This window comes from Streptococcus raffinosi, from assembly GCF_030284685.1.
Taxonomy (GTDB): Bacteria; Bacillota; Bacilli; order Lactobacillales; family Streptococcaceae; genus Streptococcus; species Streptococcus raffinosi.
Map to the genome: position 1 here is coordinate 1 of NZ_JASUZV010000016.1, position 22,207 is coordinate 22,207.

Annotated in this window: 23 protein-coding genes and 6 tRNA genes; 25 read left to right on the forward strand and 4 right to left on the reverse strand. The window is 39.1% G+C overall.

Annotation, left to right across the window (positions count from 1 at the left end; all coding sequences use genetic code 11):
* The first annotated feature begins 176 nt into the window (after window positions 1-176).
* The 8 genes from QRD39_RS09335 (at window position 177) to QRD39_RS09370 (ending at window position 2,404) form a co-directional block, all read left to right on the forward strand.
* Window positions 177-249 (forward strand) — tRNA-Val (locus QRD39_RS09335).
* A gap of 2 nt (window positions 250-251) precedes the next feature.
* Window positions 252-324, forward strand: a tRNA-Asp gene (locus QRD39_RS09340).
* Between the two features lie 19 nt (window positions 325-343).
* Window positions 344-416 (forward strand) — tRNA-Lys (locus QRD39_RS09345).
* Between the two features lie 5 nt (window positions 417-421).
* Window positions 422-503 (forward strand) — tRNA-Leu (locus tag QRD39_RS09350).
* 11 nt (window positions 504-514) lie between these two features.
* A tRNA-Thr gene (locus tag QRD39_RS09355) sits at window positions 515-587 on the forward strand.
* Window positions 588-595: 8 nt separating this feature from the next.
* Window positions 596-667, forward strand: a tRNA-Glu gene (locus tag QRD39_RS09360).
* An 89-nt stretch (window positions 668-756) separates the two neighbouring features.
* On the forward strand, window positions 757-1,689 hold the full coding sequence (locus QRD39_RS09365; RefSeq protein ID WP_021146008.1) for a manganese-dependent inorganic pyrophosphatase: 933 nt from the start codon (window positions 757-759) through the stop codon (window positions 1,687-1,689).
* Window positions 1,690-1,744: 55 nt separating this feature from the next.
* The gene (locus tag QRD39_RS09370; RefSeq protein WP_285956329.1) at window positions 1,745-2,404 is read left to right on the forward strand and encodes a DUF1803 domain-containing protein; all 660 of its coding nucleotides are present in this window, start codon (window positions 1,745-1,747) and stop codon (window positions 2,402-2,404) included.
* Between the two features lie 31 nt (window positions 2,405-2,435).
* Here the strand turns inward: QRD39_RS09370 and ntdP are convergent, their stop codons facing one another.
* Together ntdP and recX are read right to left on the reverse strand one after the other, a co-directional pair.
* Complete coding sequence (gene ntdP, locus QRD39_RS09375; protein WP_004184049.1) at window positions 2,436-2,969, reverse strand: nucleoside tri-diphosphate phosphatase; 534 nt, start codon at window positions 2,967-2,969, stop codon at window positions 2,436-2,438.
* Between the two features lie 70 nt (window positions 2,970-3,039).
* Complete coding sequence (gene recX / locus QRD39_RS09380) at window positions 3,040-3,816, reverse strand: recombination regulator RecX (protein WP_285956330.1); 777 nt, start codon at window positions 3,814-3,816, stop codon at window positions 3,040-3,042.
* Between the two features lie 34 nt (window positions 3,817-3,850).
* Here recX and rlmD point away from each other — a divergent pair, with 34 nt between their 5' ends.
* Window positions 3,851-5,209: a 23S rRNA (uracil(1939)-C(5))-methyltransferase RlmD gene (gene rlmD / locus QRD39_RS09385; RefSeq protein WP_285956331.1), complete on the forward strand. Its 1,359-nt coding sequence runs from the start codon at window positions 3,851-3,853 to the stop codon at window positions 5,207-5,209.
* A 109-nt stretch (window positions 5,210-5,318) separates the two neighbouring features.
* On the forward strand, window positions 5,319-6,311 hold the full coding sequence (gene asnA / locus QRD39_RS09390) for an aspartate--ammonia ligase (protein WP_285956332.1): 993 nt from the start codon (window positions 5,319-5,321) through the stop codon (window positions 6,309-6,311).
* A 413-nt stretch (window positions 6,312-6,724) separates the two neighbouring features.
* Here the strand turns inward: asnA and QRD39_RS09395 are convergent, their stop codons facing one another.
* Window positions 6,725-8,083 (reverse strand): aspartate kinase, encoded by a 1,359-nt coding sequence (locus tag QRD39_RS09395; RefSeq protein WP_285956333.1) that lies wholly within the window; start codon window positions 8,081-8,083, stop codon window positions 6,725-6,727.
* Window positions 8,084-8,209: 126 nt separating this feature from the next.
* Here QRD39_RS09395 and QRD39_RS09400 point away from each other — a divergent pair, with 126 nt between their 5' ends.
* The 14 genes from QRD39_RS09400 (at window position 8,210) to QRD39_RS09465 (ending at window position 19,744) form a co-directional block, all read left to right on the forward strand.
* On the forward strand, window positions 8,210-8,848 hold the full coding sequence (locus QRD39_RS09400; protein ID WP_042771934.1) for an HAD family hydrolase: 639 nt from the start codon (window positions 8,210-8,212) through the stop codon (window positions 8,846-8,848).
* A 210-nt stretch (window positions 8,849-9,058) separates the two neighbouring features.
* The gene (locus QRD39_RS09405; protein WP_285956334.1) at window positions 9,059-9,850 is read left to right on the forward strand and encodes an enoyl-CoA hydratase; all 792 of its coding nucleotides are present in this window, start codon (window positions 9,059-9,061) and stop codon (window positions 9,848-9,850) included.
* Window positions 9,851-9,953: 103 nt separating this feature from the next.
* Complete coding sequence (gene fabT / locus QRD39_RS09410) at window positions 9,954-10,388, forward strand: fatty acid biosynthesis transcriptional regulator FabT (protein ID WP_004184037.1); 435 nt, start codon at window positions 9,954-9,956, stop codon at window positions 10,386-10,388.
* Complete coding sequence (locus tag QRD39_RS09415; protein ID WP_285956335.1) at window positions 10,388-11,350, forward strand: beta-ketoacyl-ACP synthase III; 963 nt, start codon at window positions 10,388-10,390, stop codon at window positions 11,348-11,350. The genes fabT and QRD39_RS09415 overlap by 1 nt, the downstream gene beginning before the upstream one ends.
* Before the next feature lie 63 nt (window positions 11,351-11,413).
* A complete protein-coding gene (locus tag QRD39_RS09420) occupies window positions 11,414-11,638 on the forward strand; it encodes an acyl carrier protein (RefSeq protein WP_004184034.1) in 225 nt (74 codons plus the stop codon).
* Between the two features lie 105 nt (window positions 11,639-11,743).
* A complete protein-coding gene (fabK, locus tag QRD39_RS09425; protein WP_004184032.1) occupies window positions 11,744-12,709 on the forward strand; it encodes an enoyl-[acyl-carrier-protein] reductase FabK in 966 nt (321 codons plus the stop codon).
* Window positions 12,710-12,731: 22 nt separating this feature from the next.
* Window positions 12,732-13,652, forward strand: a complete 921-nt coding sequence (fabD, locus tag QRD39_RS09430; RefSeq protein WP_285956336.1) for an ACP S-malonyltransferase — start codon at window positions 12,732-12,734, stop codon at window positions 13,650-13,652.
* A gap of 12 nt (window positions 13,653-13,664) precedes the next feature.
* The gene (gene fabG, locus QRD39_RS09435) at window positions 13,665-14,399 is read left to right on the forward strand and encodes a 3-oxoacyl-[acyl-carrier-protein] reductase (protein ID WP_004184028.1); all 735 of its coding nucleotides are present in this window, start codon (window positions 13,665-13,667) and stop codon (window positions 14,397-14,399) included.
* Window positions 14,400-14,460: 61 nt separating this feature from the next.
* Window positions 14,461-15,693, forward strand: coding sequence for a beta-ketoacyl-ACP synthase II (gene fabF, locus QRD39_RS09440; protein ID WP_004184026.1), 1,233 nt, complete (start codon window positions 14,461-14,463; stop codon window positions 15,691-15,693).
* Between the two features lie 3 nt (window positions 15,694-15,696).
* Window positions 15,697-16,194 carry an acetyl-CoA carboxylase biotin carboxyl carrier protein gene (gene accB / locus QRD39_RS09445; protein WP_008533844.1) on the forward strand — a complete coding sequence of 166 codons (498 nt, stop codon included), beginning with the start codon at window positions 15,697-15,699 and terminating at the stop codon, window positions 16,192-16,194.
* On the forward strand, window positions 16,191-16,616 hold the full coding sequence (gene fabZ, locus QRD39_RS09450) for a 3-hydroxyacyl-ACP dehydratase FabZ (protein WP_002885470.1): 426 nt from the start codon (window positions 16,191-16,193) through the stop codon (window positions 16,614-16,616). The genes accB and fabZ overlap by 4 nt, the downstream gene beginning before the upstream one ends.
* A 118-nt stretch (window positions 16,617-16,734) precedes the next feature.
* A complete protein-coding gene (locus QRD39_RS09455; RefSeq protein WP_004184018.1) occupies window positions 16,735-18,105 on the forward strand; it encodes an acetyl-CoA carboxylase biotin carboxylase subunit in 1,371 nt (456 codons plus the stop codon).
* A gap of 5 nt (window positions 18,106-18,110) precedes the next feature.
* Window positions 18,111-18,977: an acetyl-CoA carboxylase, carboxyltransferase subunit beta gene (accD, locus tag QRD39_RS09460; RefSeq protein ID WP_004184012.1), complete on the forward strand. Its 867-nt coding sequence runs from the start codon at window positions 18,111-18,113 to the stop codon at window positions 18,975-18,977.
* Window positions 18,974-19,744 (forward strand): acetyl-CoA carboxylase carboxyl transferase subunit alpha, encoded by a 771-nt coding sequence (locus QRD39_RS09465; RefSeq protein ID WP_004184009.1) that lies wholly within the window; start codon window positions 18,974-18,976, stop codon window positions 19,742-19,744. The genes accD and QRD39_RS09465 overlap by 4 nt, the downstream gene beginning before the upstream one ends.
* Window positions 19,745-19,775: 31 nt before the next feature.
* Here QRD39_RS09465 and QRD39_RS09470 read toward each other — a convergent pair whose 3' ends face one another.
* Window positions 19,776-20,258 (reverse strand): S-ribosylhomocysteine lyase, encoded by a 483-nt coding sequence (locus tag QRD39_RS09470; RefSeq protein WP_008533857.1) that lies wholly within the window; start codon window positions 20,256-20,258, stop codon window positions 19,776-19,778.
* Window positions 20,259-20,401: 143 nt separating this feature from the next.
* On the opposite strand from QRD39_RS09470, the gene QRD39_RS09475 reads away from it, so the two are divergent.
* Window positions 20,402-22,009 carry a ribonuclease Y gene (locus QRD39_RS09475; RefSeq protein ID WP_285956337.1) on the forward strand — a complete coding sequence of 536 codons (1,608 nt, stop codon included), beginning with the start codon at window positions 20,402-20,404 and terminating at the stop codon, window positions 22,007-22,009.
* Window positions 22,010-22,207: the final 198 nt, after the last annotated feature.

Genomic DNA, 22,207 nt, shown 5'->3' on the forward strand with positions numbered 1-22,207 from the left:
CACAGCAGTTAAGCCCTAGAACGCCTGAAGTAGTTGGGGGTTGCCCCCTGTTAGATATGGTAGTCGCTTAGCATTTAGGGAGTTTAGCTTAGTTGGAATTGAGAGGCAATCGAGATTTCAATCGGCGGATAAGAGAAACAAAGTTTCTGACCGTTGGCTGAGTTAAACGACCAAGAGGGAGTTTAGCTCAGCTGGGAGAGCATCTGCCTTACAAGCAGAGGGTCAGCGGTTCGATCCCGTTAACTCCCATAGGTCCCGTGGTGTAGCGGTTATCACGTCGCCCTGTCACGGCGAAGATCGCGGGTTCGATTCCCGTCGGGACCGTTCAAGTAGAAATATTTGAGACTCGTTAGCTCAGTTGGTAGAGCAATTGACTTTTAATCAATGGGTCACTGGTTCGAGCCCAGTACGGGTCATATATGCGGGTGTGGCGGAATTGGCAGACGCACCAGATTTAGGATCTGGCGCTTAACGGCGTGGGGGTTCAAGTCCCTTCACCCGCATAAAAGAGATAGCCGGCTTAGCTCAGTTGGTAGAGCATCTGATTTGTAATCAGAGGGTCGCGTGTTCAAGTCATGTAGCCGGCATTTGATATGGTCCGTTGGTCAAGGGGTTAAGACACCGCCTTTTCACGGCGGTAACACGGGTTCGAATCCCGTACGGACTATGTTTTGAGTAGCTTATGTTACTCTTTTTATTTTGTTTCTTTTTTTTATATGTTATAATGATTTATAATATTATTTTTGAGGTGAATTTATGTCTAAAGTATTTGTTTTTGGTCATCAAAATCCTGATTCTGATGCTATTGGGTCTTCTTATGGTTATGCTTATTTGAAACGTCAGCTTGGTGTTGACGCTGAGGCAGTTGCTTTGGGTGCTCCAAATGAGGAAACTGCTTTTGTTCTTGACTATTTCGGCGTTAAGGCTCCTCGTGTTGTTAATTCAGCACAGGAAGAGGGTGTTAATCAAGTTATTCTTACTGACCACAATGAGTTTCAACAATCAATTTCTGATATTAAGGATGTTCAAATTATTGAAGTAGTCGATCACCATCGTGTAGCTAATTTTGAAACGGCTAATCCTTTAATGATGCGTCTTGAACCTGTTGGTTCTGCTTCTTCAATTGTTTATCGTATGTTTAAAGAAAATAATGTTGAAGTTCCTAAAGAAGTTGCCGGTTTGCTCTTGTCTGGTTTAATTTCTGACACTCTTCTTCTCAAATCTCCAACTACTCACGCTACAGATCCTGCAGTTGCAGCTGATCTTGCTGAGATTGCTGGTGTTAATTTGGAAGAATATGGTCTTGCAATGTTAAAAGCTGGTACTAATCTTTCTTCCAAGTCTGCTGAAGTACTTATTGATATTGATGCTAAAACTTTTGAGTTGAATGGTAATAAAGTTCGTGTTGCTCAAGTTAATACAGTTGATATTGCTGATGTTCTTTCTCGTCAAGAAGAAATTGAAGCAGCTATTAATACTTCAATCAAGGATAATGGTTATTCTGATTTTGTCTTGATGATTACTGATATTCTTAATTCAAATTCAGAGATTCTTGCCCTTGGTTCTAATCCTGATAGGGTTGAGAAAGCTTTTGATTTTGTTCTTGAAAATAATCATGCTTTTCTTGAGGGAGCTGTCTCACGTAAAAAACAAGTAGTACCTCAATTAACTGAAAGCTTTAATGCTTAAAAAATAGGCCTTTAGGCCTTTTTTTTGTAATCTGAATAATGGTATAATACTTTCTATGATAAAACAATTTAACCCAGACAAATTATCCAAACAACCATTTTTTATTGATTTGATTAATTTTCTATATTTAAATCAGCCTGTAACATTACGGGAGATTAAAAAAGAATTTTCTTCTCAGGATAATCTAGACCGTTTGATAGAAGAATTTGTGAAGGCAAACTATATTGAACGTTCTAATAAACGATATTCTTTATTAATTAGTTTTGTTTCTGATGTTTCTACAGTTGATTTGGATCAGCATTTAGTTATTGATGATGCCACTTCTCTTTATCAAGAATTAATAGGTCGCCGTTTTAGGACTAAAGTTTTGAATTCTACTAATGATGTTATTATTCAAGAGTACACCAGTATAACGAGAGATGATAATACAATTTCTAATTATTTTTATAAGTTAAGAGAAAATTTACCATTTTCGGAAGAACAGAATAGGTTATATAATTTATTAGGCGATGTCAATCCGGAGTATTTTTTGAAGTACGTAACAACTTTTCTTCTGAAATTTGTTAGGAAAGATGTTTTGCTTCAAAAGAGGAGGAACATCTTTGTCGATGCTTTAGAAATACTGGGATATATTATTCAAGTGGAAGAGGGGCATTATACTTTGAATATGGATTTAGATATTGATGGTTTAGTTTATAGTACCAAAAAAGACTAGTGATAATTTACTAGTCTTTTTTATGACAACTTTAACGATTCCTTAGTTCAAGATAACGTTTGTACCAGATGTTAACATAAGATTGTGAAAATGGACCCTTTCCATTGTTAATCCAGTCTACCAAGATTTTAACATGTTCCTTTAAGATATAGTCAATGTCGTGAGAGTAATGCATTTCTTTTTTATGGGTTTCATACTCATCTACATCCAGCAATTTTTTTTCACCATCAGCAAAGACTTTGACGTCTAGGTCATAGTCAATATATTTTAGAGCTTCTTGATCCAAAACATATGGACTGGCTAAATTGCAGTAGTAGGAAATGCCGTTATCCCTAATCATGGCTATAATATTAAACCAGTATTTTTTGTGGAAATAAACAATAGCAGGTTCACGTGTAACCCATCTCCTCCCGTCTGCTTCAGTAACGAGGGTATGGTCGTTAACGCCAATAACAGCATTCTCAGTTGTCTTTAGTACCATAGTATCGCGCCAAGTACGGTGCAAACTACCATCATGCTTATAACTTTGAATTGTGATAAAGTCGCCTTCCTTTGGTAATTTCATGGCGTCCTCTTTCTACAATAAAGATTATCCCCATTATTGTATCATAATTTTGTAAAAAGAGGGGGAATTCCTATAAATATTCTCTAAGAGCAGATGCTATAGCATCAAAATCATAGCCTTTACGAGCTAAAGATTGAGTCAAACGTTGTTTTAGTTCATATCCATTATATTTTTTGCTAAATTTGTTATATTGTTTATCTATTTCCTTATATAGCAAGGCTTGCTCAGTTTCTTCATCTGGTTCCAATTCTAATTGATTGATAGCAAGCTTACTTTCTTGAAATGAGAATCCTTTGTTGATGAGGCTCTGAGTCAATTTATCTTTGAGCGCTTTTGCCGGTAATTTTCCTTGATATTTTCGTAATAGTTTTTCTGCTACTTTCATTGCTACTTCTGAAAAATCAAATTGGATTAAAATATCGTCAATAACTTGTTTGTCGCAACCTTTTTGTTGCCACTTTTGTTTAAGGACATAAGCCCCCTTATCGCCTGAGTTAAGATTCTGTTGGGCTAGACTCTCTAGTAGTTTGTAATCATCTATCCAATGGTCTTTTTTAAGATTAGTAATGATTTTTGGGATTATGTGTGGATTGATATCATGTTTAAACAGATAATCTTTTACTTCTTTCTCGGTTCGTTGTTTGAAGGAAATATAATAGAGAGCAAGGTTTTTACCGTGTGAAAATTGGGCAAAAATCTTAATATCTTCTAGTTGTTTTTTGTCAATAGTCATGCCTTTAGTTAGCATGTATTTGACGATAGTGTCTTCTGTAACATACAGACTTTCTTTTTGGTCTATCTCAAGGAGATAGAGTCTTTTTTTCTTCTCGATTTTTGTGATTTTCATAGTTATTATTATATCAAAATGTTAGAATGGTAGTATGAATTTACAAGTGAAACAGCGAATCCCGCTTAAGATTAAACGTATGGGAATCAATGGTGAAGGTATTGGGTTTTATAAGAAAACTCTGGTCTTTGTCCCTGGGGCTTTGAAGGGTGAAGAGGTGTTCTGTCAGGTTGCTTCTGTTAGAAGGAACTTTGTTCAAGCCAAATTATTGAAGATTAATAAACCTTCTAAGTTTCGTGTAGAGCCAGAATGTGGCGTCTATAAAGAATGTGGTGGTTGCCAGTTAATGCACCTTCGTTATGATAAGCAATTGGAGTTTAAAACAGACCTGTTAGGACAAGCTTTGAAGAAGTTTAAACCAGAACATTTTGAGTCTTATGATATTCGTCCAACAATAGGAATGAAGGAACCTCGGCATTACCGTGCCAAATTACAATTTCAAACACGTTCATTTGGTGGTGGCTCAGTTAAAGCTGGTTTATTTGCTGAGGGAAGCCATCGTCTCATTAATATCAACAATTGCGTCGTACAAGATAAGCTAACACAGGCTATTATGAACCAAGTGGTAGTTTTATTGGATAAGTACAAGCTACCGATTTATGATGAACGTAAAATTTCTGGTATTAGGACGGTAATGATTCGACGTGCCTTAGGGTCTAATCAGGTACAGTTAATCTTTGTCACCTCTAAATCGGTTTCTTTCGCTAAGTTGGTCAAGGAGTTAACTGCAATCTACCCTGAAATCGTAACCATTGCTATCAATTATAATTATTCGAAATCTAGTGAGATTTATGGACAGGAGACAGAAATTATTTGGGGACAGGATACAATTAGAGAAGAGGTACTTGATTATAGTTTTGAACTCTCTCCCCGTGCCTTCTATCAGTTAAATCCACAGCAAACAGAAGTACTCTATGGTCAGGCAGTTAAGGCTTTGGATGTGGACAAAAATGACAATCTTATTGATGCCTATTGCGGTGTTGGTACTATTGGTCTTGCTTTTGCAAATAAAGTTAAGGACATTCGAGGTATGGACATTATTCCAGAAGCTATTGACGATGCACGGAAGAATGCTGAAGCACTTGGGTTGGAGAATTATCACTATGAAGTCGGTAAAGCTGAGGATATTATTCCACGATGGTACAAGGAAGGGTATCGAGCAGATGCTCTTATTGTAGATCCACCTAGAACAGGTCTTGATGATAAGTTACTTCAGACTATCTTAGAGTATGTACCAGAGAAGATGGTATACGTTTCATGTAATGTCTCTACGTTATCCAGAGATCTTGTTTCTTTAACTCAGGCTTATGAAGTCAATTACATCCAGTCGGTAGACATGTTCCCTCATACTGCTCGAACAGAGGCCGTCGTGAAGTTGACAAGGAAAATGTAATAAAACCTAACATAAAAAACAAGAAATTTTCCAAATTGTTGGAAAATTTCTTTATTTTTCCAATGAATAGGAGTATAATAGGACTATCGATTTTTTAAAGGAGGAGCGTATGAAAAAGAGCTTCATTCATCAACAAAAGGAGATTTCTTTTGTTAAAAATACTTTTACACAGTATTTGATTGATAAACTTGACGTCATCGAAGTGCAAGGGCCTATTTTAAGCAAGGTCGGGGATGGTATGCAGGATAATTTGAGCGGTATTGAAAATCCTGTAACTGTTAATGTGCTTCAAATCCCAGACGCTACATACGAAGTTGTTCACTCATTAGCAAAATGGAAACGCCATACATTGGCTCGTTTTGGTTTTAATGAAGGTGAGGGGCTTGTAGTCAATATGAAAGCTCTTCGTCCAGATGAAGATTCGTTGGATGCAACGCACTCTGTTTATGTTGACCAATGGGACTGGGAAAAGGTTATTCCCGATGGACACCGTAATATTGCTTACTTGAAAGAAACTGTTGAAACCATTTATAAGGTCATCCGTTTGACAGAGCTTGCAGTTGAAGCACGTTACGATATTGAAGCCATTTTGCCTAAGAAAATCACCTTCATCCACTCAGAAGAACTTGTTGAGAAGTATCCTGATTTGACACCGAAAGAGCGTGAAGATGCTATTACTAAGGAATATGGGGCTGTATTCTTGATTGGTATTGGTGGTGTTCTTCCTGATGGCAAACCACATGATGGTCGTGCACCTGACTATGACGATTGGACTACTGAGTCAGAAAAGGGTTACCATGGCTTGAATGGAGATATCTTGGTTTGGAATGAACAGTTGGGTCATGCCCTTGAGTTGTCATCTATGGGTATTCGTGTGGATGAAGATGCTCTTAAACGTCAAGTTGAAATCACTGGCGACCAAGATCGTTTGAAATTAGATTGGCACCAAGCCTTGTTACATGGTCTTTTCCCACTTACAATTGGCGGTGGTATCGGTCAATCACGTATGGCTATGTTCTTACTTCGTAAAAAACATATCGGTGAGGTACAAACGTCAGTTTGGCCAGATGCTGTTCGTGAAACTTACGAAAATATCTTGTAACTAAAGAAGAGTTAATATGTACTAACCCCAAAAAGTTAGACAATTTATTTAAGCAAAGGATTTGGTTCTGTATAATAGAGGACCAAGTCCTTTTAGTTTTACTTTTATTCGTTTCTTGTTATATGGGAACAGTTGATAAACTAATTCGCTAAGTGAATCTTATTTTATCTAAAGGGGACCATGTCCGTGCCTATAAGAAAAAGGAGTGATACAGAATAATCGTATTCAGATTATTCTGTATCACTCCTTTAAATTTCAAAGGGGCTCATAGTTCTTTTTAAGCCTGTAGATAAAGGGAAAGTTACTTTGAGAGATTTATACCTCAACCTCATCTTGAACAATTAGGTACTGTATCATACAGTTATTGCTACACTTATTCAGCCCTTGGAGCTTTTTGTTAAACTGGTAGAAAATTAGTCTTTATTACGGAAGAAGGCATCATAAAGTGCTCTAACGGCTTCTTTTTCTTGCACAGTATCAATAACAAACATAACAGAAACCTCACTAGACCCTTGAGAAATCATTTCTAGGTTAATGTGTTTTTCAGAAAGTGCCTTGGCAGCTGTTGCTGTAACACCAATATGATCTCGCATATTCTCACCTACAATCATAAGAATAGAAAGACCGTGTTCAAATTCTACATCATCAACACCCAGTTCACGAGTCAAGTATGAGTAGATTTCTTGTTCTTTAATAGGGGTGAGTTCACGTTCACGAATAATGACTGAGAGGTCATCAATTCCAGAAGGCATGTGTTCCCAACGAATATTTAAATCTTCCAAGATTTGAAGTACCTTACGACCAAAACCTACTTCACGGTTCATAAGATACTTAGTCATGTTAATGCTAACAAATTTATCATCGCTGGCAATACCTACAACAGGTACAGTTGCACCCTTGTGTTCTAGAATAATACGTGTACCTGGGTGCTCAGGATTGTTAGTATTTTTAATAACCAATGGAATTTTACCACGGTAAGCAGGAAGAAGAGCTTCATCATGCAAGACTGAGAAACCAGCATATGCCAACTCACGCATTTCCTTGTAGGTCAATTCTGGAATCGAATGAGGCTCGTGAACTACTCCAGGATGGGCAGCAAAAATGCCGTCTACATCAGTGAAGTTTTCATAAAGGTCTGCTTTAACCCCAGCCGCAACGATAGAACCAGTGATGTCAGAACCTCCACGTGAGAAGGTACAGATTTGATTGTCAGTGGTAACACCAAAGAACCCAGGAATAACAAGCACCTCATCTGATTCACGGAGTTCTTCTAGTTTATCATAGGCTCCTGGAAGAATACGGGCATTTCCTGGTTCGTTTGAGACAAAGATACCGGCTTGGCGAGGATGCACATAACGTGCCTCAATACCATTATTACGGAAATACTCAGCAACCAGTTTAGCATTATTGTCTTCACCGGCTGCTAGAAAAGTATCATAGAGAAAATCGTTATTATCAATGGGAAGCGTAGCGAGATCAGTAATCGATTTGGTAATTTTAGCCATTTCTGCTGATTTAAAACCTAATTCATCCACCATAGCTTGGTAGCGATTAATAATCCATTCCTGATCAGATTTAACATCAGCTCCCTTTGTATAGTGTTTGTAGTATTTAATCAAAGCGTCTGTTACTTTAGTATCTTCATCGTTTCGTTTACCAGGTGCGGAAACAACGACGAAACGACGTTCAGGATCAGATTTTACAATGTTTAAGACTTTTTCTAATTGTGTGGCTGAAGCGAGTGAGCTTCCACCAAATTTGATGACTTTCATATGTTCTCCAAAAAATTTAAATTACTCTACAATTATAGCAAAATTCTGACAATTTGTCACATTGTTTTTAAAGCCAGTACGATTTACTTTGATTATGGTACAATAAAATAAAAAGGAGAAACTCCAGTGGTTGAGGCAATTATTTTTGATATGGATGGTGTCCTTTTTGACACGGAAAAGTATTATTATGATCGACGAGCTAGCTTTTTAAACCAAAAGGGAATATCTATAGACCATTTACCTCCATCTTTCTTTATAGGAGGTAACACCAAACGGGTTTGGGAGAATATTTTAAGAAATGATTATGATAAATGGGATGTCGCAACTCTACAGGAAGAGTACAACTCATATAAGAAAAATCATCCCCTACCTTATAAAAAATTAATTTTTCCTGATGTTTTAAAGGTTTTGAATGAAGTCAAATCTCGAGGGTTAAAAATCGGTTTAGCCTCTAGCTCGGTGAAAGCAGATATCCTAAGAGCTTTGGAGGAAAATCATTTGCAAGGTTTCTTTGATGTGGTGCTCTCGGGAGAAGAATTCAAAGAAAGTAAACCCAATCCGGAGATTTATTTAACCGCATTGAAGCAATTAGGAGTGGAAGCTAATAAAGCTCTCATTATCGAGGATAGTGAAAAGGGAATTGCTGCTGGGGTTGCTGCAGGTGTTGAGGTTTGGGCGATTAAAGATAATCGTTTCGGTATGAATCAAGAAGATGCAAATGGCTTATTAGACAGTCTTAAAGATGTTTTAGATTTATTGAAGTGAAAGAAAGCACCGAGTTTTAATGCTCGGTTTTTTGGTATATTAACCAAAAAACTTAAGTTTATGTTGACCTTTATGTTGACTATGGTATACTAGAAAATAATGGTGAATGATTTGATTATCAAATTATCTATTCATCAAATAAAATATGACAAAAAAGTCAAATAACATGCGGTTTTTATATAGGAACTAGTTATCGGAGGAATGCTAAAAATGGCTTACGAAACAATTCTTTATAGTGTCGAAGAGGGAGTGGCGACTTTGACGCTCAATCGCCCAGAAGTTCAAAATGGGTTTAATATCCCTGTTTGTGATGAAATTATGGCTGCCATTGAGGAAGCTGGTCAGGATGCCTCAGTGAAGTTCTTGGTTATTAAGGCTAACGGGAAGGTCTTTTCTGTTGGTGGTGATCTTGATCAAATGCAAAAAGCGGTTGCCGTAGATGATGTCCAATCTTTGGTTCGTATTGCTGAGCAGGTAAATGAAATTTCTTTTGCTCTTAAAAAATTGCCTAAACCTGTTATCATGGTTGTAGATGGTCCTTGTGCTGGTGCCGCAGCTAACTTAGCTGTTGCAGCAGATTTCACAATTGCGTCTGAGAAAGCTAAATTTATTCAAGCTTTTGTGGGTGTTGGTTTGGCCCCTGATGCTGGTGGACTTTACCTTTTGACACGTTCAATTGGTATTAATCGTGCTACCCAAATTACGATGACTGGAGAACCTGTGTCTGCTGACAAAGCCTTGGATTGGGGAATTGCTTATAAAGTTGTTGAATCAGAAAAACTTGAAAAAACTGTCAGCCAATTAATTAAGAAATTAAATCGTTCTTCAGTAAACTCATTTAAGGCAATTAAAGAAATGGTTTGGGAATCTGAATTTGCAGGTTGGGAAAATTATGCCAAGTTAGAGCTTGATTTGCAGAAATCACTTGCATTTACAGAAGATTTCAAGGAAGGTGTTCGTGCTTATAGTGAACGTCGTCGTCCGAAGTTTCAAGGAAAATAAACTCATTTTCTGAAATTAAAACTAAGGTTTTCTAATTCGACTTGCTAAATTAGTTTGAGTCTGATATAATTTGAAAGTCAAAGTTTATTGAAAGGAGTCTGGTGTGAATTACGATAAAATTGATGGCTATCTTGTTGATATTTTTAATAACGTGGTTATTATCGAAGAAGCAAGTTTGAAAAATTCAAAATTTAATGATGTTTCCCTCAAGGAAATGCATACCATTGATGTGATCGGTACACATCCAGATACAACACCGAGTGCTGTGGCTAAAGAACTTATGCTAACTCTTGGTACTGTGACAACTTCTCTCAATAAGCTTGAAAAGAAAGGGTATATTATCCGTACGCGTTCATCCGTTGACCGACGTGTGGTGCATTTGTCACTTTCTAAAAAGGGTCGTCTGGTATACCGCCTTCATCGTCGTTTCCATAAGTCAATGGTGATGAAGATTACAGATGGCTTTAATGACGAGGAATTGAAGGTTATGAGCAAGGGATTGGAAAATCTCCACGCCTTTCTTGAGGAGTTGAAATAATGGCATTTGCAAAAATTAGTCAGGTTGCCCATTATGCACCTGCTCAGGTCGTGACCAATGATGACCTATCAAAAATCATGGATACCAGTGATGAGTGGATTCGTACACGCACAGGTATCCAAGAACGTCGCATCTCATTGACCGAGAATACGAGTGATTTGGCTACCCATGTTGCTCAACAGCTATTAGAAAAGTCAGGAGTATCTCCTGAAGATTTGGACTTTGTTTTAGTTGCAACGATTTCACCAGATAGTTCGATGCCATCGGTGGCAGCGCGTGTTCAAGGAATAGTCGGAGCGGTCAATGCTTTTGCCTTTGATATTGCTGCAGCTTGTAGTGGTTTTGTCTTTGCTTTGGCAACTGCTGAAAAATTGATTCGTTCGGGTGTTTACAAAAAGGGTATCGTTATTGGATCAGAGGTTCTTTCCAAAACTTTGGATTGGTCTGATCGTACTACAGCTGTTCTCTTTGGTGATGGCGCAGGAGGTGTCCTCCTAGAAGAATCTGATGAAGAGCACTTCTTTGGGGAGTCTCTAAATACTGATGGTAGCAAGGGTGGTCTGGAGTCAGGAGCTTCGGCGGTAATCTCACCTTATTCTGCTCAAACTGAACAGTCTAACCCATACATGAAAATGGATGGAAAAGCAATTTTTGACTTTGCAGTGAAGACTGTTTCAAAGAGCATCAAAACATTGGTTGAAGAAAAAGGTGAACCGGATTACTTCCTTCTTCATCAAGCCAATATTCGTATTTTAGATATTATGGCTAAGAAAATTGATGTTAGTCGTGACAAATTCTTGGCAAACATGATGTCTTATGGTAATACCAGTGCAGCAAGTATCCCGATTTTGCTTTCTGAAAACGTAGCAAATGGGACCCTTAAATTAGGCAGCGGTCAAACAATTCTACTATCAGGTTTTGGTGGGGGTTTGACATGGGGCAGTCTTATTGTTAAAATCTAGTTATATAAATTATGCACCAGCATAGATTATAAGAAATATATTTATCTTAAAGGAGAATGTAAAATGGCAGTATTTGAAAAAGTACAAGAAATCATCGTTGAAGAACTCGGGAAAGATGCAGAAGAAGTAAAATTGGAAACTACTTTTGACGAACTTGATGCTGACTCTCTTGACGTATTCCAAGTTATCTCAGAAATCGAAGACGAATTCGATATCCAAATCGAAACTGAAGAAGGTCTTAACACTGTTGGTGACCTTGTTGCTTACGTAGAAGAAAAAACTAAATAAGCAGGGTATAGAGAATATTCTTATTAGGGATATTCTCCTTTGTTTATACAATTACTTTGATTATTAAACTATTTATTTGATTAGAAAATCGAAAAAAGGTGAAAAATGAAATCTCGTATTACAGAACTGTTAGGAATTAAATATCCAATCTTCCAAGGTGGTATGGCCTGGGTTGCCGATGGTGACTTGGCTGGAGCCGTTTCAAATGCTGGTGGACTCGGAATTATTGGTGGTGGTAATGCCCCTAAAGAAGTGGTAAAAGCTAATATTGATAAAGTAAAATCAATTACTGACAAACCATTTGGTGTTAATATTATGCTTTTGTCACCATTTGCAGATGACATCGTTGACCTTGTTATTGAAGAGGGTGTAAAAGTTGTTACAACTGGTGCAGGAAACCCAGGTAAATATATGGAACGTCTCCATGAAGCGGGTATCACAGTTATTCCAGTTATTCCATCAGTAGCACTTGCTAAACGTATGGAAAAACTAGGCGCTGATGCCGTTGTTGCAGAAGGTATGGAAGCTGGTGGTCATATTGGTAAATTAACAACTATGACCTTGGTTCGTCAGGTCGCAGACGCAGTTTCAATTCCTGTAATTGGTGCTGGTGGTGTTGCCGATGGTCATGGTATGGCAGCGGTACTTATGTTGGGTGCGGATGCTGTTCAAGTTGGAACACGTTTTGTTGTTGCCAAGGAATCTAATGCACACCAAAACTTCAAAGATAAAATTTTGAAGGCTAAAGACATTGACACTGTTATCTCTGCCTCTGTTGTGGGACACCCAGTTCGTGCGATTAAGAATAAATTGGCTACAGAGTACAATCAGGCTGAAAAAGATTTCTTGGCTGGTAAGAAAACTCAAGAGGAAATTGAAGAGCTTGGTGCAGGTGCACTTCGTAATGCCGTTGTTGATGGAGATGTGGAATATGGTTCAGTTATGGCTGGACAAATTGCAGGTCTTGTTCGTAAAGAAGAAACTTGTGCAGAAATCTTGGAAGATTTGTACACAGGTGCTGCTAAGGTAATTAAAGAAGAAGCTGCTCGTTGGGCAGATGTAAACGTCTAAAAACGTCGAAAGGATTAGGATAGTGACAAAACGTGCGTTCTTATTTGCTGGTCAAGGAGCTCAGAAATTGGGTATGGCAAGCGATTTGTATGCGACTTATCCAATTGTCAAAGAAACATTTGATACAGCTAGTCGTATTTTAGGTTATGATTTGCGTGAATTGATTGATTCTAACGAAGAAAAGCTTAATCAAACACGTTACACACAGCCAGCTATTTTGACAACGTCAGTAGCTATTTATCGTCTCTTGGCAGAAAATGGTATCACTCCTGATATTGTTGCCGGCCTTTCTCTTGGGGAATATTCTGCCCTAGTGGCGGCTGGTGCCCTTTCATTTGAAGATGCAGTAGCCTTGGTTGCTAAACGTGGTGAATTCATGGAAACTGCAGCTCCAGCTGGAAGTGGAAAAATGGTTGCTGTCATGAATACAGACCCTAGTTTGATTGAAGAGATTTGTCAAAAAGCTTCTGAAAAGGGTGTGGTGACTCCTGCTAACTATAATACTCCAGCACAAATTGTGATTGGTGGTGAAGTTGAGGCAGTTGATTATGCTGTGGAATTACTTAAAGAAGCTGGTGCTAAACGTCTGATTCCTCTTAAGGTTTCAGGACCTTTCCACACAGCTTTACTTAAGTCAGCTAGCCAAAATCTAGCGGAAGAACTTGAGAAAGTGTCCTTCAATGACTTTAAACTTCCTTTGGTAGGTAATACTGAAGCTAAAATTATGAAGTCAGAAGAAATCAAAGCGCTTTTGGCACGTCAGGTCATGGAACCTGTACGATTTTACGATTCAATTGCGACAATCCAAGAATTTGGGGTTGATGAAGTGATTGAGATTGGTCCTGGGAAAGTCTTGTCAGGCTTCTTGAAAAAAATCGACAAAAGTCTACCAACTCATAATGTGGAAGATCAAGCGAGCCTTGAGGCCCTTCTTAATGCTTAAAACGAGGTAAACATGGAACTTAAGAATAAAAATGTTTTTGTAACAGGTTCAACACGTGGAATTGGATTAGCCGTGGCGCACAAATTTGCGAGTCTAGGTGCTAATGTTGTCTTGAATGGACGTTCAGAGATTTCTGATGAGTTATTGGCACAATTTGCGGACTATGGTGTAACAGTTATTGGTATCTCAGGTGATATTTCTAATGGCGAAGATGCCAAACGTATGGTTGCAGAGGCTACTGAAAAGCTTGGTAGCATTGATGTTTTAGTAAATAATGCTGGTATCACCAATGATAAGCTTATGCTTAAGATGACTGAAGAAGATTTTGAACGTGTTTTAAAAATCAACTTGACTGGTGCTTTCAATATGACGCAAGCCGTTTTGAAACCTATGTCTAAGGCCCGTCAAGGTGCTATTATCAATATGTCATCTGTTGTAGGTCTCATGGGAAATGTTGGTCAAGCTAATTACGCAGCTTCAAAAGCAGGTTTGATTGGTTTCACAAAATCAGTGGCTCGTGAAGTTGCGGCTCGTGGCGTTCGTGTTAATGCTATTGCTCCTGGTTTCATTGAGTCAGATATGACTGATGCGATTCCAGAAAAAATGAAGGACGCTATGATTGCTCAAGTACCTATGAAACGTATTGGTCAAGCAGAAGAAGTTGCTGAAGTCGCGGCTTTCTTGGCTAGCCAAGAGTATCTCACAGGTCAAACCATCGCTATTGATGGTGGTATGACTATGCAATAATTGCTTGTCAATTATCAAGAATTATTTATTTGAATATCCATCCGACAAAAGGAGAATATATATGTCTACAAATCGTGTTGTTGTTACAGGTTACGGTGTAACCTCACCAATCGGTAATACACCAGAAGAATTTTGGAACAGTCTTCATGACGGTAAAATCGGTATCAAACCAATTACTAAGTTTGATGCCTCCGAAATTCCAGTTTTTAATGCTGGTGAGATTCAAGATTTCCCATTCGATAAATATTTTGTGAAAAAAGATACGAATCGTATGGATACTTACTCACTTTATGCGATCTATGCTGCTATGGATGCCCTAGAGAACTCAGGACTTAACATGGAAGAAGAAAATCGTGATCGTGTTGGTGTTATTGTGTCATCTGGTATTGGTGGTTTGCAAGAACTTGAAGATCAAATTATCCGTATGCATGAACGTGGTATGAAACGCATCAAGCCAATGTTTATCCCTAAAGCTCTTTCAAACATGGGGGCAGGTAACATTGCTCTTAAGATTGGTGCTCAAGGGGTATGTAAATCAGTAACAACTGCTTGTGCTTCTGCCAATGACGCTATTGGTGAGGCCTTCCGTGAAATTAAATTTGGTTTGCACGATGTTGTCTTGGCTGGTGGTGCTGAAGCTTCAATCACTAAGATTGGTATTGGTGGTTTTAACGCTCTTACAGCTCTTTCAACAACAGAAGATCCAGAACGTTCTTCAATTCCATTTGATAAAGACCGTAATGGTTTTGTTATGGGTGAAGGTGCTGGGGTTCTTGTTATTGAAAGCCTGGAACATGCGCAAAAACGTGGTGCTAATATCTTGGCTGAGATTGTTGGTTACGGATCAAACTGTGATGCCTACCATATGACAACACCAACACCAGACGGTTCAGGTGCGGCTAAAGCCATTAAATTGGCTATCAATGAAGCTGGTATCAAGCCTGAAGATGTTGATTATGTCAATGCGCATGGGACATCAACACCTGCCAATGAAAAAGGTGAAAGTGGTGCTATCGTTTCTGTACTTGGTAAAGAAGTCCCAGTTTCATCTACTAAATCATTTACAGGACACTTGCTTGGTGCTGCTGGTGCCGTTGAAGCGATTGCAACAATCGAAGCCATTCGTCACAGCTATGTACCAAAAACTGCTGGTACCAAAGAATTGTCTGATTACATTGAAGCGAATGTTGTCTACGGTGAAGGTCAAGAAGCTGATATCAAGTATGCCATCTCAAATACTTTTGGTTTTGGTGGACACAATGCGGTTCTTGCCTTCAAACGTTGGGAGGACTAATCTATGAATATTTCTGAAATTAAAGATTTGTTGGCTCAATTTGATGCCTCAACTTTACGTGAATTCTCATATAAGAATAATGGTGAAGAATTGAGCTTGAGTAAGAACCAAACAAGTTCAGTGGTGGGAGCTCCTGTAGCTCCTACAGTTGAAGTGGTTGCGCCTGCTCCTCAAGCTCCAGCTGCACCAGCAGTGGCTCCTGCTCCAGCTGTTGAAACAGCTTCAGCATCAGCGGAAGATGTTGTAGCACCAGCGTCAGCTGCAGAAGGGGACGTGGTGGAGAGCCCTCTAGTAGGTGTAGCTTACTTGTCATCAGCTCCTGATAAACCAGCCTTTATTTCAGTTGGTGATACTGTTAAGAAAGGTCAAACCCTTCTTATCGTTGAAGCAATGAAGGTCATGAATGAAGTGCCAGCACCTAAAGATGGTGTTATCACTGAAATCTTGGTAACAAACGAAGAAGTTGTTGACTACGGAAAAGGATTGGTACGCATCAAATGACAATTGATATTAATGCAATTCGTGAAGCTTTACCTCACCGTTATCCAATGCTTTTGGTTGACCGTGTTCTAGAAGTTTCAGAAGATGAAATCACAGCTATTAAAAATGTAACTATCAATGAACCTTTCTTCAATGGACATTTTCCTCAATATCCAGTTATGCCAGGTGTTCTCATCATGGAAGCACTCGCGCAAACTGCTGGTGTTCTTGAATTGTCAAAACCTGAGAATAAAGGCAAATTAGTCTTTTACGCAGGTATGGATAAGGTTAAATTTAAAAAACAAGTTGTTCCTGGAGATCAACTTGTAATGACAGCTAAGTTTGTTAAACGTCGTGGAACAATCGCTGTTGTCGAAGCTAAGGCTGAAGTCGATGGTAAACTGGCTGCATCAGGGACTTTGACTTTTGCTATTGGAAGCTAATGTTTGGTGAAAATCCTTCTGGCGACAGTCGGAAAGGATTTTTCTTTAGATATTGGCCTATCACATAGAAAGGAAATAAACACAGACTTCCAAAAGATGTCTGATGTTATCTTGTTTTATGTTTAAAAAATTATTGATTGCTAATCGTGGTGAAATTGCCGTTCGTATTATCCGCGCAGCACGTGAATTGGGAATACAGACGGTTGCTGTCTATTCGGAAGCTGATAAGGATTCTCTTCATACGATTTTAGCAGATGAAGCTATTTGTATTGGACCGGCGAGATCAACAGAATCTTACTTAAATATGAATCGTGTCTTGTCTGCAGCTATTGTAACAGGTGCACAAGCTATTCACCCAGGGTTTGGATTTTTGAGTGAAAACTCTAAATTTTCTACTCTCTGTGAAGAAATGAACATCAAGTTCATCGGACCTTCAGGTGAAGTGATGGACAAGATGGGTGACAAAATCAATGCTCGTGCAGAGATGATAAAGGCTAATGTTCCCGTTATTCCTGGTTCAGATGGTGAAGTCTTTACAGCTGAAGAAGCTTTAGAAGTTGCCAATCGCCTTGGTTACCCAGTAATGCTTAAAGCCTCTGCTGGTGGTGGCGGTAAGGGAATTCGTAAAGTCAGCACTGAGGAAGAGTTGGCTCCTGCTTTTGAATCGGCGTCCCAAGAAGCTAAGGCTGCCTTTGGTAATGGGGCAATGTATATCGAAAAAGTTATCTACCCAGCCCGTCACATTGAGGTTCAAATTTTGGGGGATAGCTATGGTAACATCGTCCACTTAGGTGAGCGTGACTGTTCTCTTCAACGTAATAACCAAAAAGTTTTGGAAGAATCACCTTCAGTTGCCATTGGTAAAACCCTTCGTCATGAAATTGGGTCTGCGGCTGCCCGTGCTGCTAAGGCTGTTAATTATGAAAATGCGGGTACAATTGAGTTTCTTCTTGATGAAAAAACAGGTCAGTTCTACTTCATGGAAATGAATACCCGTGTTCAAGTTGAGCACCCAGTCACAGAATTTGTTAGTGGTGTGGATATCGTCAAAGAACAAATTTGTGTAGCTGCGGGTGAAAAATTATCTGTAACCCAAGATGATATTAAAATCAAGGGACATGCTATTGAGTGTCGTATCAATGCAGAGAATCCTAAGTTTAATTTTGCACCAAGCCCAGGTAAAATTAGTAATCTTTACTTACCAAGTGGTGGTGTTGGACTTCGTGTTGATAGTGCCGTTTATCCTGGCTATACTATCCCTCCTTACTATGACTCAATGATTGCCAAGATTATTGTTCATGGAGCAAACCGTTTTGAAGCACTCATGAAGATGCAACGTGCTCTTTACGAGCTTGAAATTGATGGTGTAATGACTAATGCTGACTTCCAGTTGGATTTGATCTCAGACCGTAGCGTTATTGCTGGGGATTATGATACTTCCTTCTTGATGGAGACTTTCTTGCCAGCTTATCAGAATCGTGAGGAATAGGACTTATGGGATTATTTGATCGAAAAGAAAAGTATATTCGGATCAATCCTAACCGTTCTGTACGTAATGGGGTTGATCACCAAGTGCCAGAAGTTCCAGATGAGCTTTTTGCCAAATGTCCTGGATGTAAACAGGCTATTTATCAAAAGGACTTGGGACAAGCTAAGATTTGTCCAAATTGTTCTTATACTTTCCGTATCTCAGCAAAGGAACGTCTGGATTTAACAGTTGATGAAGGTTCTTTCCAAGAACTGTTTACAGGCATTAAAACTGAAAATCCATTGAATTTTCCAGGCTATATGGAGAAATTGGCAGCAACCAAGGAAAAAACAGGACTTGATGAAGCCGTTGTGACTGGTGTTGCGACCATTAAGGGTCAAAAGACTGCCTTAGCAATCATGGATTCTCACTTTATCATGGCATCAATGGGAACTGTAGTTGGTGAAAAAATCACAAGACTTTTTGAGCATGCCATTGAAGAAAAATTGCCAGTTGTTATCTTTACAGCATCTGGTGGTGCCCGTATGCAAGAAGGAATCATGAGTTTGATGCAAATGGCTAAGATTTCAGCAGCAGTAAAACGTCATTCAAATGCAGGTCTTCTTTACTTAACTGTGTTGACAGATCCGACAACTGGTGGGGTTACAGCAAGTTTTGCTATGGAAGGTGATATTATCTTGGCTGAGCCACAAACCTTAATTGGTTTTGCGGGTCGTCGAGTGATTGAAAATACTGTACGTGAGACTTTGCCAGATGGTTTTCAAAAGTCTGAGTTCCTTAAAGAACATGGATTTGTTGATGCTATTGTCAAACGTACAGAGTTGGCTGATACTATTGCCACACTCTTATCATTCCATGGAGGTGTTCAATGAGCGACGTAACACGTATTTTAAAAGAAGCGCGTGATCAAGGCCGTTTGACTGCTTTGGACTTTGCCCAAGGGATTTTTGATGATTTTATCGAACTGCATGGTGATCGTAACTTCCGTGATGATGGTGCCGTTATCGGTGGTATTGGCCGCTTAAATGGCCAAGCCGTAACTGTAGTGGGTATTCAAAAAGGTAAGAACCTACAAGATAATCTAAGTCGAAACTTTGGTCAGCCCCATCCAGAGGGCTATCGTAAGGCCCTTCGTCTTATGAAGCAGGCTGAAAAGTTTGGTCGTCCAGTCGTTACTTTTATCAATACGGCAGGTGCATATCCTGGTGTTGGTGCAGAGGAGCGTGGACAAGGTGAGGCGATAGCTCGTAACCTTATGGAGATGAGTGACCTTAAAGTTCCAATTATTGCCATTATTATTGGTGAAGGTGGTTCCGGAGGAGCTCTTGCTTTGGCAGTGGCTGATAAGGTTTGGATGCTGGAAAATACCATTTACTCTATTTTGAGTCCAGAAGGGTTTGCGACAATTCTCTGGAAAGATGGTTCACGTGCAGAAGAAGCAGCAGAATTAATGAAGATTACTTCAAGCGAGCTGCTTAATATGGGAATTATTGATAAAATTATTCCAGAACGTGGTTACTTCACTAGTGAAATTCTTGAAGCAGTCAAGACAGCAATTGTCGATGAGTTGAAAGAATTGAGTCAATTGTCAACTGAGGACTTGCTTGAGGCACGTTATCAACGTTTTAGAAAATATTAAAAAACATTGGGATATCTGTCCCAATGTTTTTTTAAACGATATGACGTTCAAAGGCTTGGTCTGAGATTCCTTGTTCAAGGATAAGTTTAGCCCATTCTTTAGCTGAATGAAGGCTGTGATCCTTGTAGTTTCCACAAGATTCAATGGTAGTTCCTGGAACATCTTCCCAAGTGACATCATTTGCAATAGCTTCAAGACTAGACTTGATAACTTTAGCAATTTCTGTAGGGTCTTGTTTGCCCCACATAATCATGTGAAAACCAGTACGACAACCAAATGGTGAACAATCAATGAGTCCATCAATACGTTGACGAATTAGTTTAGCAAGTAGGTGTTCGATGGTGTGAAGACCGCCGGTATCAATACTGTTTTCGTTTGGTTGAATTAAACGGATATCAAAGTTTGTGATAATATCTCCCTTAGGTCCGACTTCTTCTGAAATAAGACGAACGTAAGGTGCCTTTACAATCGTGTGATCAAGTTCGAAACTTTCAACAGTTACGTCTTTTGGCATGGTAATACCTCCCTATTCTAATAGAGCTATCATACCATAAAATCAGTTTAAAGTTCTAGTATTTATTTGAGAATTAGCTGTAAATATGGTACACTAGAAGACGGTTTTCTTTAGGGGAACCTTAGAAAAGTTGAGGTAAAGACATGTTAAACATGATAATTTTAGTTGTCTTTGCACTCATTGGTTTAGTCGTTGGATATTTAGCAATTTCTATCAAACTTAGCAAGGCTAAGGAACAGGCAGAAACTACTTTGCTAAAAGCAGAGCAAGATGCTGTCAACCTTCGTAGTCAGGCTGAACACGATGCAGATCATCTGCGTGTTACTGCCGAGCGTGATAGCAAGGCTCAACGCAAAGAGTTCTTGCTAGAAGCAAAAGAGGAAGCTAGAAAATATCGAGAAGATATTGAAAAAGAATTTAAATCTGAGCGTCAAGAGCTTAAGCAAATGGAAAATCGTTTAACAGAACGTGCTACTAGTCTTGATCGTAAGGATGAAAATCTATCAAATAAAGAACTTGCCCTCGAGAAGAAAGAGCATAGTCTTGCTGACAAATCTAAACATCTGAATGAGCGTGAAGAGAATGTGACTCAGTTGGAGGCTGAGAAGCAGGCAGAACTTGAACGTGTTGGTCAAATGACCATTGCAGAGGCGCGTGAGGTAATCTTAACAGAGACTGAGAATAACTTAACTCATGAGATTGCAACACGTATTAAAGATGCAGAAGCACAGGTCAAAGATATTGTTGATAAAAAGGCCAAGAATCTGTTAGCGCAAGCCATGCAACGTTTGTCTGGAGATTATGTTACTGAGCAAACAGTAACGACTGTTCATCTCCCAGATGACAATATGAAAGGCCGTATTATTGGACGTGAGGGTCGTAACATTCGTACCCTTGAGAGCCTGACTGGTATTGACGTCATTATTGATGACACGCCAGAAGTAGTTGTTCTTTCTGGCTTTGATCCAGTCCGTCGTGAGATTGCACGCATGACTCTTGAAGCTTTGATTAAAGACGGTCGTATTCATCCAGCTCGTATTGAGGAGTTGGTTGAGAAGAATCGCCAGGAAATGGATAATCGTATTCGTGAATATGGTGAAGAAGCGGCTTATGAAATTGGTGCCATGAATCTTCATCCTGACTTGATCAAGATTATGGGACGTTTGCAGTTCCGTACATCATATGGTCAAAATGTTCTTCGTCACTCGGTTGAAGTTGGTAAATTGGCCGGGATTATGGCGGGCGAATTGGGTGAAAATGTTGCCCTTGCTCGTCGTGCTGGTTTCCTCCATGATATGGGGAAAGCTATTGACAAAGAAGTTGAAGGTAGTCACGTAGAAATTGGTGCTGAGTTCGCTCGTAAATATAAAGAACATCCAGTGGTTGTTAACGCTATTGCCAGTCACCATGGAGATGTGGAACCAGAAAGTGTTATTGCGGTCCTAGTAGCTGCTGCGGACGCGTTGAGTTCTGCACGTCCAGGTGCTCGTAATGAGTCTGTTGAGAATTATGTCAAACGTCTTCGTGATTTGGAAGAAATTGCATCAAGCTTTGAGGGTGTGCAAACTAGCTTTGCCCTTCAAGCAGGTCGTGAAATTCGTATCATGGTTCATCCAAATAAAATTTCAGATGATGAGGTCACTATCTTGTCTCACAAGGTGCGTGAACAAATTGAGAAAAACTTGGATTATCCAGGAAATATTAAGGTTACTGTCATTCGTGAATTCCGTGCGATTGACTATGCCAAATAGGACAAGAAAGCCGCAAGGCTTTTTTGTTTTGTCAGGTTAAGCAATGTCTACCTAGTTGAAATGTGTGACGATTCTTAGTAGAATGCGTCATTTTGATAGAATAGTGAGTGTATATGGAATATTTTGGATTTTTTTGACCGTTTTTGTTGACAAGTATTAAAAATTTTGTATAATAGAACATGTAAACGATTGCAGAAG

Bases quoted from the DNA above. Each gene is read 5' to 3' on its own strand.
- QRD39_RS09365 (WP_021146008.1), top strand. From the start codon at position 757: ATGTCTAAAGTATTTGTTTTTGGTCATCAAAATCCTGATTCTGATGCT.
- QRD39_RS09370 (WP_285956329.1), top strand. From the start codon at position 1,745: ATGATAAAACAATTTAACCCAGACAAATTATCCAAACAACCATTTTTT.
- ntdP (WP_004184049.1), bottom strand. From the start codon at position 2,969: ATGAAATTACCAAAGGAAGGCGACTTTATCACAATTCAAAGTTATAAG.
- recX (WP_285956330.1), bottom strand. From the start codon at position 3,816: ATGAAAATCACAAAAATCGAGAAGAAAAAAAGACTCTATCTCCTTGAG.
- rlmD (WP_285956331.1), top strand. From the start codon at position 3,851: ATGAATTTACAAGTGAAACAGCGAATCCCGCTTAAGATTAAACGTATG.
- asnA (WP_285956332.1), top strand. From the start codon at position 5,319: ATGAAAAAGAGCTTCATTCATCAACAAAAGGAGATTTCTTTTGTTAAA.
- QRD39_RS09395 (WP_285956333.1), bottom strand. From the start codon at position 8,083: ATGAAAGTCATCAAATTTGGTGGAAGCTCACTCGCTTCAGCCACACAA.
- QRD39_RS09405 (WP_285956334.1), top strand. From the start codon at position 9,059: ATGGCTTACGAAACAATTCTTTATAGTGTCGAAGAGGGAGTGGCGACT.
- QRD39_RS09415 (WP_285956335.1), top strand. From the start codon at position 10,388: ATGGCATTTGCAAAAATTAGTCAGGTTGCCCATTATGCACCTGCTCAG.
- QRD39_RS09420 (WP_004184034.1), top strand. From the start codon at position 11,414: ATGGCAGTATTTGAAAAAGTACAAGAAATCATCGTTGAAGAACTCGGG.
- fabK (WP_004184032.1), top strand. From the start codon at position 11,744: ATGAAATCTCGTATTACAGAACTGTTAGGAATTAAATATCCAATCTTC.
- fabG (WP_004184028.1), top strand. From the start codon at position 13,665: ATGGAACTTAAGAATAAAAATGTTTTTGTAACAGGTTCAACACGTGGA.
- fabF (WP_004184026.1), top strand. From the start codon at position 14,461: ATGTCTACAAATCGTGTTGTTGTTACAGGTTACGGTGTAACCTCACCA.
- accB (WP_008533844.1), top strand. From the start codon at position 15,697: ATGAATATTTCTGAAATTAAAGATTTGTTGGCTCAATTTGATGCCTCA.
- fabZ (WP_002885470.1), top strand. From the start codon at position 16,191: ATGACAATTGATATTAATGCAATTCGTGAAGCTTTACCTCACCGTTAT.
- QRD39_RS09455 (WP_004184018.1), top strand. From the start codon at position 16,735: ATGTTTAAAAAATTATTGATTGCTAATCGTGGTGAAATTGCCGTTCGT.
- accD (WP_004184012.1), top strand. From the start codon at position 18,111: ATGGGATTATTTGATCGAAAAGAAAAGTATATTCGGATCAATCCTAAC.
- QRD39_RS09465 (WP_004184009.1), top strand. From the start codon at position 18,974: ATGAGCGACGTAACACGTATTTTAAAAGAAGCGCGTGATCAAGGCCGT.
- QRD39_RS09470 (WP_008533857.1), bottom strand. From the start codon at position 20,258: ATGCCAAAAGACGTAACTGTTGAAAGTTTCGAACTTGATCACACGATT.
- QRD39_RS09475 (WP_285956337.1), top strand. From the start codon at position 20,402: ATGTTAAACATGATAATTTTAGTTGTCTTTGCACTCATTGGTTTAGTC.